We start from the raw sequence: 12,829 nt of genomic DNA on the forward strand, positions 1-12,829 counted from the left end.
TTCTGGGTCAGAGGCGTTCGATGACGGTCGCGTTGGCCATCCCGCCGGCCTCGCACATGGTCTGCAGGCCGTAGCGACCGCCAGTGGCCTGCAAGTGGTGCACGAGCGTGGTCAGCAGACGCGTCCCGGACGCGCCGAGGGGATGGCCCAGCGCGATGGCTCCGCCGCGCGGATTGAGCCGCTCGCCGTCCGCGCGCAGTTCTTGCTGCCACACCAGCGGTACCGGGGCGAACGCTTCGTTGACCTCGTACGCATCCACCTGGTCGATGGAGAGGTTCGCGCGGCGCAGGACTTTCTCGGTGGCGGGCACGACACCGGTCAACATCAGCAACGGATCGCTGCCGGTCACCGCGAAGGAGTGGAACCGTGCCTTCGGCCGCAGCCCGAGCGCGTTCGCTTTCGCCTCGCTCATGATCAGCACCGCGGACGCGCCGTCGGTCAACGGCGACGAGTTGCCCGCCGTGATGCGCCAGTCGATCTCCGGAAACCGTTCCGGCAACCCCGGATCGGCGAAGGCGGGCTTCAGCGCGCGCAGCCCCTCGGCGGTGGTGGCCGGGCGGATCGTCTCGTCCGCGACCGCGGCGGTTCCGTCCGGTCCGGGAACGGCGACGATCTCATCGTCGAACCCGCCTGCCGCCGCCGTCTCCGCGGCCCGCGCGTGGGACCGGGCGGAGAACTCGTCCAGCACGTCCCGGTCCAGTTTCCACCGCGCGGAGATGAGCTCCGCCGAAACGCCCTGGCCGACCAATCCGGCGGGAAAACGAGCGGCCATGGCCGAGCCGTACGGGTCCTGCCCGAGCGTGGCGGTGCCCATCGGCACCCGGCTCATCGACTCGACCCCGCAGGCGATCGCGATGTCGTAGCCGCCCGCGACGACGCCTTGGGCGGCGAACTGCGCGGCCTGCTGACTGGAGCCGCACTGCCGGTCCACGGTGGTGGCGGGAACGGCTTCCGGGAAACCGGCCCCGAGAACGGCGTTGCGGGTGATGTTGAGCGACTGCTCCCCCGCTTGGCCGACGCATCCGCCGATGACGTCGTCCACCGTCGCGGGATCGAGCCCGTTGCGCTCGACCAAAGCCCGCAGGACGTGCGCGAGCAGATCAGCGGGATGGACGCCGGACAGCTGCCCGCCCGGCTTTCCCTTGCCGGACGGCGTGCGCACGGCGTCGACGATCACCGCGTGTGCGGTCATGTGCTTGCTCCCTCTCGAAAACGGCGGCCCAGGGCCGGGATCACGACTGCGCGCCAGCGCCGGAATCGGCCGCCCACGCTTCCAGCACGGCGAGTTCCGGCAGTTCCGCGGCCAGCGTCGCGTCGTCGTCATCGGCGCGCGTTTCTCCGGCGCCGACCCGGCCGAGCCAGACTTCCCCGGTGGTGCCGTCCACGGTGATCTCGTCGCCGGGCCGGATGACCGGACCGTTCTCCCCGACCGTGACCGCGCCGTCCGCGAACCGCAGTGCCTCGGCACCGACCACCGCCGGGATGCCCCAGCCGCGGGCGACGACGGCCGCGTGGCTGACCAGTCCGCCGCGGCCGGTGAGGATGCCGGCGGCGACCGACATCGCGGCGACGTCTTCCGGGCTGGTTTCCGGCCGCACAAGAACGAATTCGCCCTCCGCGGTCATCGCCGCGTCGAGGTCGAGGACCGCCGCCCCGCTGACCCGGCCCGGCGAAGCGCCCAGGCCGACGGTCACCGCCGAGCCGTTTCCGGCGTTCCCGAGATTCGCCGCCGCGAGCACCTCGGCGCGCGCTTTGGCGCGGGTCTCGGCCGGCACCCGAGCCACCGCTTCGCGAGGGGTGAGCGCGATTTCCGGGTCTCGGGTGAGGGCGACCGCCGTGCGCACCGCCGCGACCGCGCCCCGCTTCCCGACGCGGGTCTGGAGCACCCACAGGCGACCGGACTCGACGGTGAACTCGACGTCGCACAGGTCCCGGTAATGCCGCTCCAGCGTCCGCAGATGACCGCGAAGCTCGGCGGCGACGCCGGGCAGCTGGTCGGCCAGCGCGGACACCGGCAGCGTGCGCGCGGTACCGGCCACGACATCTTCGCCTTGTGCCTTCGGCAGGTAGTCGCCGTAGAGACCTTCGTGCCCGGTCGAGGGGTCCCGGGTGAAAACGACGCCTGTCCCGGAGTCCTGGTCCCGGTTGCCGAAGACCATCGCCTGCACGTTGACGGCGGTGCCGAGATCGTCCGGGACGTTCTCGTGCTTGCGGTAGGCGCGGGCGCGCGGGCTCCGCCACGAACGGAACACGGCCTCGATCGCGGCGCGCAGTTGCTCGGCGGGGTCCGCGGGGACTTCCTGGCCGGCCGCCGCCGCGATCCGCTTCTTCAACACGACGACCTCGGCCCGAGGATCGGCCCCGTCGGTCGCCGCGCCCAACTGCTCGGCGGGAACGCCGAGAACGGTCGTGGCGAACATGCGCAGGAAACGCCGGTAGCTGTCCCAGGCGAACTGCGGGTCGCCCGACACCGCGGCCAGTCCTTCGACGGTTTCGTCATTGAGCCCGAGATTCAGGACGGTGTCGAGCATGCCGGGCATGGATTTCGGCGCGCCGCTGCGCACGGCGAGCAACAGCGGGTCGGCCGGATCTCCCAGGCGGCGCCCGACGTTCGCCTCCAAGCGCTCGCAGTGGGAGCGCACCGTGTCGTCCAGTCCCGCCGGCCAGCCCTCGCGCAGATAGGCGCGGCACACGTCGACGGTCAGCGTGAACCCGGGCGGCACCGGCAGGCCCAGCACCGAGGTCATCTCGGCCAGGCCGGCCCCTTTGCCGCCGAGAAGACCGGCGAGTTCGCGAGGCGGGCGGGAGTGGCGATGGTCGAACGCGTACGCGGCCGCCGAGCGGTCCGAAGCCGGTTCCACGGAGATCATGTCAGTCACGGGTAGCCGCCTCAATGTCCGTCCGTCGCGCTGCGATGCCTGCCGAGCGTGCTCATCAAGTCCTGGTGCAGCGCCATCCACACGTCGTGATAGCTGTCCGACATCGGCGCGGTGAACGCCCGCGCGTCGCCGTCTTGGATCCGCTGCCACGCCTGGGTCAGCCGCGGGGCGTACCAGCCGTACCGGGGAAGCGAGCGCGCCGCGTCCTCGGTCAGGCGGACCGCGGCGGTGTGCACGTCGGCGAGCTGCGCGAGCACGCGTTCGTCGTGTCCGGCGTCGCTGTGGTCGTTGGGCGAGCCGTCGCGGACCTGCCAGTCGGTGCACAGCTGTTTGAACGGCCCGTTCAACTCGACGAACCGTTCGTCGGCCAGCTCCACCGCGGCACGGGCGCCGTAGCGGTCGAGTTCGGCGGCCAGCTCGCCCTCGAGCCAGGCGCGCCCGGCCGGGGCCAGGACGTACCCGCTTATCCGGCCGCCCCGCTGGACGCACAGCCCGTTTTCGGCCGCCGCGGCCAGCTCGGCTTCCACCGCGTCGGCGTCGAGCCCGGTCCAGCCGGCCACCGCGGCCGGCGCGGCGAGCCCGACGATGCGGAGCACGTGCAGGCAGTGCAGCCGCGTCGTCTCCGGCGCGGTCGCCGGGCCGGCGGTTTCGGGGGTGCTCATCGGAAACCTCCTCGTCGAGATCCGTTCACAGCGATCAGCGCTCAGCCTCGGCCGCGGGCTGGCTCCAGTGCAAATGCGCGCGGTCGTTCGCGGTGCGCAGCGTCCGGTAGCCGTCGGACGCCGCGACGACCCGGCTGACCGAGGTGTAGTCGGGCTGGAAGAACATCGGCAGCGCCGTGCCGAGGATGTGCGCCAGGTACACGTTGATGACCCCGCCGTGGCAGACGACCGCGACCGTGCCGTTCGAGTGCGCGCCGACAATGCCTTCCAGCGCCTCCACCGCACGGCGCCGGAACGCGTCCATGTCGAACTCGTATCCGTGCCACTTGCCCCGCAGCAGGTCCTCCCACTGCTGGCGCCGATCGCCGGTGTAGTCCTCGGACGGGACGTACACCGGCGCGCCGTAGTCGAACTCCGCGACACCGCTGCGCTCCTCGACCGCCAGCCCCAGCCGTTTCGCCAGGGGCGCGGCGGTTTCCCGGGCCCGCGCCATCGGACTGCTGTAGACCGCCTGGATTTCCCGCGCCTGCGGCCGGGTCAGGAATTCGGCGAGCCGCTCGGCCTGCTGCAGTCCGCCGGGCGTGAGCCCGGGGTCGACCCCGCCGGTGTCCGAGGACGCCGGCACCGGCTGGGCGTGGCGGATGAGAAGCAGCTGCATCATCGGGTGGTCCTTTCGGAGGCGCCCGCGGCGGGCCAGTACTTGTCGCGCAGCGCGGCGACGACGACCTTCCCCGCGTCGTTGCGCGGCAGGCGTTCGGTGAAGTCGACCGACCGGGGGCATTTGAAGTGCGCCAGCCGGGCCCGGCAATACTCGATCAGCTCGCGTTCGAGCCCGGGTCCCGCGGACGCCGGGTCCCGGGGTTCCACCACGGCTTTGACCTGTTCGCCGAACTCGGGGTCCGGCACGCCCAGCACGGCGAGGTCGGCGACCGCGGGATGCAGGGCGAGCACGTCCTCGACTTCGCGCGGGTACACGTTGACCCCGCCGGTGATGATCGTGTGCCCGACCCGGCCGGTCAGATACAGAAACCCGTCGGCGTCGAGGTGCCCGAGGTCGCCGACGGTCCCCTCGGCGGTCTCCCGCACGAACCAGACCCGGCCGGTTTCCCCGGCCGGCAGCACGGTTCCGTCCTCGGCTCGGATCTCGATCCGGCCGGAAACCGGGGTGCCCACCGATCCCGGGTGCGCGAGCCACTCCGCCGGTCCGATCGTCGTGTGCCCATGCCCTTCCGAGGCGCCGTAGTACTCGTAGAGGACCGGCCCCCACCAGTCGAGCATCGCGCGCTTGACTTCCGGCGGGCACGGGGCGCCCGCGTGCACCGCGACCTGGTGCGAGCTCAGGTCGAACTCCCGGCGTTCGGCGTCCGGCAGCCGCAGCAGGCGCACGAACATCGTGGGCACCCATTGGCTGTGGCTGACCCGATGGCGTTCGATCGCGGCCAGCGCGGACCGCGGGTCGAACCGCTCCATCAGCACGACGGTGCCGCCCAGCTGGTGCACGGTCTGCAGAAAGGCGAAGGGCGCCGCGTGGTAGGCCGGCCCGGTCGAGAGATAGACGAGCGACTCCGGTGCGCCGACGTCGAACCGCAGCCGGCTCAGCAACGGGCCCAGCCGGACCGGAAGGTCGGCGGGACGCACGCCCGGCAACGGCTGCCGGAAGGGTTTCGGGCGGCCGGTGGTTCCCGAGCTAAACAACAATCGCGAGCCGGCGACGTCGTCCGCCGCGTCCTGCGGCCGCGCCGCGCTGAGCGCCGCGTCGTAATCGGCGACGGCCGGCAGGCCGGCGGAGTCCGCTTCGGCGCCAGGCCCGCCGACGACCAGCCACACCGGATCCCGGCCGGCCCGCCGCGCGGCTTCGGCGGCCCTCGGCAGCAGCGCGGACGACGTGACGACCGCCGCCGGCGCGGCGTCCTCGAAGAGGGGGACCAGTTCAGACGCGGTCAGGTGCCAGTTCACCGGGGCCAGCCACCGCTCGCTGCGCAGGCACGACCAGACGATCTCGCCCCATCGCACGTCGTTCTCGAGGCAGACCAGCACGACCTCGCCCGCCCCGACCCCGGCGTCGCGGAGCCAGCCGGCCAGCCGCGCGCTGTTGTCGTCGAGCTCGCGATAACTGCGCGATTCACCGCTGCCCGCCATCACCACGGCAAGGCGGTCGGGGCTGCTCGCCGCGTGCTGCGCTGGATACATCGACACCTCGGACTTCATCGGCCAGGAATGTGATTGGCAGTCACATTGACCCGGATAGCGAAGCACACCCGATGGGCCGCACGCAAGAGCGAAGTCGCCGAGAATTGCAGGTATGCAGCCTTGACAACCGCGATGTGGCGTGGGTCAATTACCGCCGTCACAGTCGATGGCGGTCCGATCGGGCCTCCTGAGGAGGTACAAAGTGACGACGAGTCGCAAAGAAGCTCTGGCGGACAGCAGTGCGGACCCCGCACCGGCCGGACTGGACGACGACGTCGCCGAGCTGTTCGGCAAGGGAGCGACCACCGAGCGAGGGGCGAAGACCCGCGCCGCGCTGGTGGCCGCGGCCACCACCTGCTTCGCCGAATTCGGGTACAACCCCACCCGCATCGCCGACATCGTGCAGAACGCCGGCGTCGCGCACGGCAGCTTCTACCGGCATTTCGCGAGCAAGGGCGAAATCCTCGTCGCGGTGGTCGAGCCGTGCGTGCGCGACCTGCTGGAGACCTCCCGCCGGTCCGAACCCGGCGAGGACGAGCGGTCCGCCCTCATCCGCGCGACGACGTCCTACTTCACCACCTACGCCCGGCACCGCCGGCTCATGCGCGTCACCCGGGAGGCCTCGGCCGCGGACCCGGAAGGATTCGCCGAGTCGTGGCTGCGCATCCGGGGCGAGTTCACCCGCCGCAACGTGCGCTGGATGAACTCGCTCGTCCGCCGCGGCCTGATCGACCCCGAGTGCGACGTGGAGATGCTCGGCGAATCGCTCGGCGCGATGGTCGACCAGCTCGCCTACGTCAAGATCGGCGTCCCGCAGGAGGCGCCCCGCGCCGAGCAGCTCGCGCGGATGGGCCGCACCGCGGGCGACATCTGGTACCGCGCCCTTCCTTTCCTGCCTTCCTGAACCACTGCCGCCAGGCCCCCTGCCCGCTTGAGACAAAGGAGTCCTCATGGTCCAGCGCTGGGTTGTCGACAACGACCCGAGTCCGAAGTTCCCGATCTACACCCGGGGCAATGTGGGAGAGGTGTTCCCCGACCCAGTCGCGCCGTTCTCGTGGACGATCTGGGGAATCCCGCACGCCGAGCCCGGATGGATCGAGGCGCTGGAACGGTTCGGCGCCGTCGACGCCGCCGAATTCACGCCCGGCGTCATGGAATCGCTCGGCGTTTTCGGCGGCTACGCCTACCTGAACGTCAGCATCACCCGCATCTTCGGAGCCCGCGTGCCGGGCCTGTCGCCCGAGGCCATTGACGCCACGTTCTTCGGGGCGGAAGCGGCCAGCGCACCGCCCTACGTGCCCGGGCCGAACGACGAAAGCGCCGAACACGCCGAACGCAGCGGCAAGACCCTGGAGTGGATCCTCACCGCCACCGAGGTGCCCGAACTGGCCGCGACGCGCGACCGGATCAGGAAGATCCGCGCCGAGCGGCCCGACCTCGCCACGCTGAGCGACGCGGAGCTGCTGGAGCGGACCCGGCACTTGATCAACACCTACTGGCGGGACCTGTGGGTGGACCACATCTTCATGACCCACTGCTCGCTCGTCGCGCCGGGGATCCTCACCGCGGTCGCGACGGAACTGGGCGATCCCGCGCTGATCACGAAGCTGATCTCCGGATTGGGAGAAGTGGACAGCGCCCGTCCGGCGTCCGCGCTCTGGGCGCTGTCGCGGACCGTCCGCGGTTCTTCCGCGCTTTCGGCCGCGTTCGACGCGGGGCTGGACGGGCTTCGCGAGCGAGTGGCCGCGGCCGGTTCCGAAGGCCCGGCCTTCCTCGACGCGTTCGACCAGTTCGTCTACGAGTTCGGCGCCCGCGGGTTCAACGAATGGGAAATGCGGTCGCGCACCTTCGAAACCCACCCGGAGCTGGCCTGGGCGGCGATCGACCGGATGCGCAACGCGCCGGACGAATCGGACCCCGCGCTCTCGCGCGAACGGCTCGCCGCCGAACGCGAGGCCACCGTCGAGCAGATCGCCGGAAAACTCGCCGCCAACCCGGAGGTCCAGGGCCAGTTCCTCGCCGGCGCACAGTCCGCGAAGACGTTCCTGACCAGCCGGGAGCGCACCAAGACGAACGTGATCACCCTGGTCCACGAAGGCCGGGTGGCGATGCGCGAGCTCGGCCGCCGGTTCGTCGAGCGCGGGCTCTTCGCCGAGATCGAGGACTTCGGCCTGCTGACCGACGACGAGTGGACGAAACTGCTCGCCGACCCGGATTCGGTGGCGCACCTGGTTTCCGAGCGCAAGGCGCAGCTCGGCGAACTCCTCGCGCTCGAGCCTCCGTTCATCGTGGCGGGCGAGGTGCCGCCGGTCGACACTTGGCGGCGGCGCACGTCGGACGTCTCGCCGGTCGTGCCCGGCGACGTCCTGCAGGGCGTCCCGGGATGCCCGGGCACGGTCACCGGCAAGGTGCGGATCGTCCGCGACCCGGCCGACCCGCGCGGGCTGGAACCGGGAGAAATCCTCGTCACGAGCATCACCGACTCGTCGTGGACCCCGCTGTTCGTCGCCGCGTCGGGCGTCGTGGTCGACCAAGGCGCGACGGTCAGCCACGCCGTCATCGTCAGCCGCGAACTGGGCGTGCCGTGCGTCGTTTCGGCCGCGGACGCGAGCCGGCGGCTGCGCGACGGCCAGACGGTGACCGTCGACGGCGCCACCGGCACCGTCACGATTGTGGACTAGGGGAAGCTGTGACTGGAACGACCACCGCCCCGCCGGGGACCGGCCCCGCTCTCGCCGACATCGACCTGATGGACATGGCGATGTTCGCGCAGGGCCGGGACGGCGCGGCCTTCCGGGTCCTGCGCGACCAGGCGCCGCTGTTCTGGAACGACGAACCGGACGACGGCCCGGGCTTCTGGTCCGTCACCCGGCACGCCGACGTGGACGCGGTCGCCAAGAACGCGGCCGTCTTCTCCTCCGCCGACGGCACCCAGATCCAAAGCCGCCGCGCCGAGGGCAAGGCGCATTCGCTGCACAACATGGACGATCCGCGCCATCTGCTGCTGCGCAAGATCACCATCGGCAGCTTCACCGCGAAGCGGGTGGAAAACTGGCGCGGGCGGGTCCACGAGGTGACCACGGCACTGCTGGACGAAGCCGCCGAGCGGGGGCAGTTCGATTTCGTCAAGGTCGTTTCCGAACGACTGCCGCTGCTGATCTTCGCCACCATGCTCGGCGTTCCCCGCGAGGACGCGCCGCTGCTGCTGCGCTGGACCAACATGATCGCCAGCGAGGACCCCGACCACGCGCCCGATCCGGACAGCCTCGCCACCGCCCGCACCGAACTGTTCGCGTATTTCCACGCGCTGGCCGAAGAACGCCGGAAAGACCCGCGGGACGACCTGGTGAGCCTCCTGGTCCACGCGGAGGTCGAAGGACAACGGCTGCGGCCGGACGAACTCGACCCGTACTTCCTGCTGCTGACCGTGGCCGGCAACGAGACCACCCGGAACCTGCTCTCCGGCTCGGTGGCGGTGCTCGGCGAGACCGACCAGTGGGACCGGCTCGCCGCCGAACCCGGCCTGCTCAAGCCCGGCATCGAGGAGATGCTGCGCTGGACCAGCCCGGTGATCAACATGCGGCGCACCGCGCTGACCGACACCGAACTGCACGGAAAGACCGTCCGCGCCGGGGACAAGGTCGTGCTGTGGTTCAGCTCGGCCAACCGGGACGAGCGCGTGTTCGACGAGCCCGACACCTTCCGGCTCGACCGGGACCCGAACCGGCACGTGGCGTTCGGCGCGGGCACGCACTTCTGCCTCGGCGCGCACCTGGCCCGGCTGGAGATCCGCACGTTCTACCAGGAGCTGCTGGACCGCGGCACGCGGTTCGAGCTGGCCGGCGAGCCGGTGCGGCTGCTGTCGAACTGGTTCCGCGGCATCAAGTCGCTGCCGGTCGAGGTCCGGCGGACGGGTCCGGCATGACCGCCGCCCGCCCGATCGGGGCAGATCTCTCCGGAGTACGGGACCGCGACCTGATCTACGTCGGCGGCTCCTGGGTCCGGCCGCACGGGCGCGGCGTCACCGAGGTCGAGAGCCCGTCCACCGAACAAGTCGTCGCCCGCGTCGCCGAAGCCGACGAGGCGGACACCGACCGGGCCGTCCGGGTCGCGCACCAAGCGTTTCCGGCCTGGTCGGCGACCCCGCCCGCAGAACGGATCGCGGCGGTCAGCCGGCTGGCCGCGGCCGTGGCCGCGCGGCGCGACGCGCTCGGCGGCCTGATCTCGACCGAAGTCGGCATGCCGCTGGAACAGGCGATCGCCGCGCAGGCGACGATGCCGGTCGGTGTCCTGGAAGCGACGGTGCGCGCGGCGAACGACTACCCGTGGGAGGAGAGCGCCGGCGCCGCGGCGGTGGTGCGGCAACCGGCCGGGGTCGTCGCCGCGATCACTCCGTGGAACTTCCCGTTGCACCAGATCGCCGCGAAGGCCGGGCCGGCGCTCGTGGCCGGCTGCACGATGGTGCTCAAGCCCAGCGGTGTCGCACCGCTCAACGCGTTCGCGTTCGCCGAATGCGTCGACGAGGCCGGGATTCCGCCCGGAGTGTTCAATCTGGTCTCCGGACGCGGCTCGGTGGTCGGCGAAACCATGGTCGCGCATCCGCTCGTGGCCGTGGTGTCGTTGACCGGCAGCGTCGAATCAGGAGCCCGGGTGGGCCAGGTCGCCGCGCGCGGCATCAAGAAGGTCTGCCTGGAGCTGGGCGGGAAATCCGCCAACGTCCTGCTCGACGACGCCGATCTCGACGCCGCGGTCCCGAGCGCGGTCGCGCAGGCGTTCGGCAACAGCGGACAGGCCTGCAACGCGCTGTCGCGCTTGGCGGTCCCGCGGTCCCGACTGTCCGAAGTGGAGGAAAGACTGGTCGCCGAGGTGGAACGGATCGTCGTCGGGGATCCGTTCGAACCAGGAGTCGTCATGGGCCCGGTAGTCAATGCGGCACAACGGGAATCAGTGCGCGGGCACATCACCGGGGCGCTGCGCGACGGAGCGCGCTTGCTCACCGGGGGAACCGAAGCCCCGGACGGCCTGAGCACCGGGTACTACCTGCCTCCGACCGTTTTCTCCGACGTCGCCTCCGATCTCGCGATCGCACAGGAAGAAGTCTTCGGGCCGGTGCTCGTCGTCCAGCCCTACGACGACCCGGACGACGCCGTGCGCATCGCCAACAGCACCCAGTTCGGCCTTTCCGGCGGAGTGTGGTCGGCAGACCGCGCCCGCGCCCTTTCGCTCGCCCGCCGCATGCGCACCGGGCAGGTCAAGATCAACGGCGTCCGCACCCGCGACCACTTCGACGCGCCGTTCGGCGGATTCGGCCTCTCCGGCCTCGGCCGCGAACTCGGCCGGTTCGGCATCGACGAGGTCACCGAGCCCACCGCGATCCTCGGCTGACCGCCGCCTCTTTTCGCAGTCCCCCTCAAGAGAACACCCGATGCTGTCGTGCCCGCACGACAGCCGACGAAAGGCAATGACGCCATGACGAACCGACTCGAGGGCAAGTCCATCATCGTCACCGGAGCCGCCGGCGAACTCGGCCGCGCCACCGCGGTCCGGCTCGCCGCCGAAGGCGCGAACCTCACCCTCGTCGGCAGCGGCCGCACGCCGCTGGACGAGGCGCAGGCCGCGGCGGAAGCCGAAGGGGCCAAGGTGATCGCCGTCGAGGCCGACGTGGCGACCAGCGAGGGCGTGCGCAGGTACCTCGACCGCGCCAAGGAAGCCTTCGGCCGGGTCGACGTGCTGTTCAACAACGCGGGCATCCAGGCCGCGATCGGGCCGATCGCGGAGTTCCCGGAGGAGGACTGGGACCGCGTCATGGCGGTGAACGTCCGCAGCGTCTTCCTGGGCATCAAGCACGCCGGGCCGATCATGGCCGAACAGGGCGCGGGCGTGATCGTCAACATGGCGTCGGTCGCCGGGGTGATGGGCGTGCCGCTGATCGCCAGCTACTCCGCCAGCAAGCACGCGATCATCGGCCTGACCAAGGCCGCGGCCGGCGAGCTCGCGGCCGCCGGCGTGCGGGTCAACGCCGTCGCGCCCGGCGTCATCGAGTCTCCCATGATGCGCACCATCGAAGAGGGCGCGGCGCCCGGCGCGCCCGACGCCGCCAAGCAGGCCTACACCGCGCTCACCGCGATGGGCCGGTACGGCACCCCGGAGGAGGTCGCCGCCGCGGTGGCGTTCCTGGCCAGCGACGATTCCTCTTACATGACCGGCGCCTATCTGCGCATGGACGGCGGCATGAGCGCGGGCAGCGCCTGACGTCCGCCGGTCCTCGCCAGCGGCCGTGGCGGCCCGCGGCATCCCGGGCCGCCACGGCTTTCCAAGGAGAAGAACATGACGCATGCGCATCCGGGCTCCGCGCTCGTGACCGGCGGGGCGGGCGGCATCGGCCGCGAGGTCGCCGCCCTGCTGGCCGGCCGCGGCCACCCGGTCGTGGTCGCCGACCTCGATCCCGGGGGACACCGGCTCGAAGACGAACTGGGCGTGCGATTCGTCCGCACCGACGTCCGGGACCCGGCCCAGATGTCGGCCGCCGTCGCCGCCGCCGAGGAGCTCGGTCCGCTCCGGTTCGTGAACCTCGGCGCCGGCCTCGCCCGCCCGACCGCGCGGCCGTTCGACCTCGACGAGTCCACAGTGGACCTGCTGCTCGACGTGAACGTCAAGGGCGCCTGGCACGGATTGTCCGCCGCGGTGCCGGCGCTGCGCCGGACCGGCGGCGGCCGGATCGTCGTCACCGCTTCCCTCGCCGGGCTCAGCCGGTGGCCGCAGGACGCGCTGTACACCGCCAGCAAGCACGCGGTCGTCGGGCTGGTCCGCGCGCTCGGGCACGAACTGTCCGGCGAGGGCATCGGCCTGACCGCGGTCTGCCCAGGATTCGTCGATACCCCGCTCGTCCCCGACGAGTTCCGCGCCGCCGGATTCCCGCTGCTCTCCCCCGCCGACGTAGCCGAAGCCATCGTCGGGGACCACTCCCCCGGCGCCGTTTACACCCTGCAACCCGGATCGCCGCTGACCCGTTACCGTTCGACTCGCATTCCCGAGGCCGTCGACCGCGACGGCACGCCGGTTCCGGTGCCACTGCTCGGAAACTGACCACTGTGGAGG

Annotated in this window: 11 protein-coding genes; 6 read left to right on the plus strand and 5 right to left on the minus strand. The window is 71.5% G+C overall.

What is annotated here, in order from left to right:
- Nucleotides 1-7: 7 nt before the first annotated feature.
- The 5 genes from L942_RS08840 to L942_RS08860 are packed head-to-tail and all read right to left on the minus strand — an operon-like array spanning nucleotide 8 to nucleotide 5,749.
- Complete coding sequence (locus L942_RS08840; RefSeq protein ID WP_037357329.1) at nucleotides 8-1,192, minus strand: thiolase family protein; 1,185 nt, start codon at nucleotides 1,190-1,192, stop codon at nucleotides 8-10.
- A 40-nt stretch (nucleotides 1,193-1,232) separates the two neighbouring features.
- The gene (locus L942_RS08845; protein WP_051165815.1) at nucleotides 1,233-2,870 is read right to left on the minus strand and encodes a pyruvate, phosphate dikinase; all 1,638 of its coding nucleotides are present in this window, start codon (nucleotides 2,868-2,870) and stop codon (nucleotides 1,233-1,235) included.
- Nucleotides 2,871-2,890: 20 nt separating this feature from the next.
- Nucleotides 2,891-3,541 carry a hypothetical protein gene (locus L942_RS08850; protein WP_051165816.1) on the minus strand — a complete coding sequence of 217 codons (651 nt, stop codon included), beginning with the start codon at nucleotides 3,539-3,541 and terminating at the stop codon, nucleotides 2,891-2,893.
- Between the two features lie 34 nt (nucleotides 3,542-3,575).
- Nucleotides 3,576-4,202, minus strand: a complete 627-nt coding sequence (locus tag L942_RS08855) for a histidine phosphatase family protein (protein ID WP_051165817.1) — start codon at nucleotides 4,200-4,202, stop codon at nucleotides 3,576-3,578.
- Nucleotides 4,199-5,749, minus strand: coding sequence for an AMP-binding protein (locus L942_RS08860; RefSeq protein ID WP_051165818.1), 1,551 nt, complete (start codon nucleotides 5,747-5,749; stop codon nucleotides 4,199-4,201). Before L942_RS08860 ends, L942_RS08855 begins: the two co-directional genes overlap by 4 nt.
- A 184-nt stretch (nucleotides 5,750-5,933) precedes the next feature.
- Here L942_RS08860 and L942_RS08865 point away from each other — a divergent pair, with 184 nt between their 5' ends.
- The 6 genes from L942_RS08865 to L942_RS08890 all read left to right on the plus strand — a co-directional run bounded on the left by L942_RS08865 (nucleotide 5,934) and on the right by L942_RS08890 (nucleotide 12,817).
- Complete coding sequence (locus L942_RS08865) at nucleotides 5,934-6,635, plus strand: TetR/AcrR family transcriptional regulator (protein WP_158684444.1); 702 nt, start codon at nucleotides 5,934-5,936, stop codon at nucleotides 6,633-6,635.
- A gap of 46 nt (nucleotides 6,636-6,681) precedes the next feature.
- Nucleotides 6,682-8,412, plus strand: coding sequence for a PEP-utilizing enzyme (locus tag L942_RS08870; RefSeq protein WP_037357330.1), 1,731 nt, complete (start codon nucleotides 6,682-6,684; stop codon nucleotides 8,410-8,412).
- Between the two features lie 8 nt (nucleotides 8,413-8,420).
- Nucleotides 8,421-9,656, plus strand: coding sequence for a cytochrome P450 (locus tag L942_RS08875; RefSeq protein ID WP_235078974.1), 1,236 nt, complete (start codon nucleotides 8,421-8,423; stop codon nucleotides 9,654-9,656).
- Complete coding sequence (locus L942_RS08880; protein ID WP_051165819.1) at nucleotides 9,653-11,116, plus strand: aldehyde dehydrogenase family protein; 1,464 nt, start codon at nucleotides 9,653-9,655, stop codon at nucleotides 11,114-11,116. Before L942_RS08875 ends, L942_RS08880 begins: the two co-directional genes overlap by 4 nt.
- Nucleotides 11,117-11,200: 84 nt before the next feature.
- Nucleotides 11,201-11,983, plus strand: a complete 783-nt coding sequence (locus L942_RS08885; RefSeq protein ID WP_037357332.1) for an SDR family NAD(P)-dependent oxidoreductase — start codon at nucleotides 11,201-11,203, stop codon at nucleotides 11,981-11,983.
- 75 nt (nucleotides 11,984-12,058) lie between these two features.
- Nucleotides 12,059-12,817, plus strand: coding sequence for an SDR family oxidoreductase (locus tag L942_RS08890; RefSeq protein ID WP_051165820.1), 759 nt, complete (start codon nucleotides 12,059-12,061; stop codon nucleotides 12,815-12,817).
- Nucleotides 12,818-12,829 lie beyond the last annotated feature (12 nt).

Origin of the sequence: Amycolatopsis orientalis DSM 43388 (assembly GCF_000411975.1) — a bacterium.
Taxonomy (GTDB): domain Bacteria; phylum Actinomycetota; class Actinomycetes; order Mycobacteriales; family Pseudonocardiaceae; genus Amycolatopsis; species Amycolatopsis orientalis_D.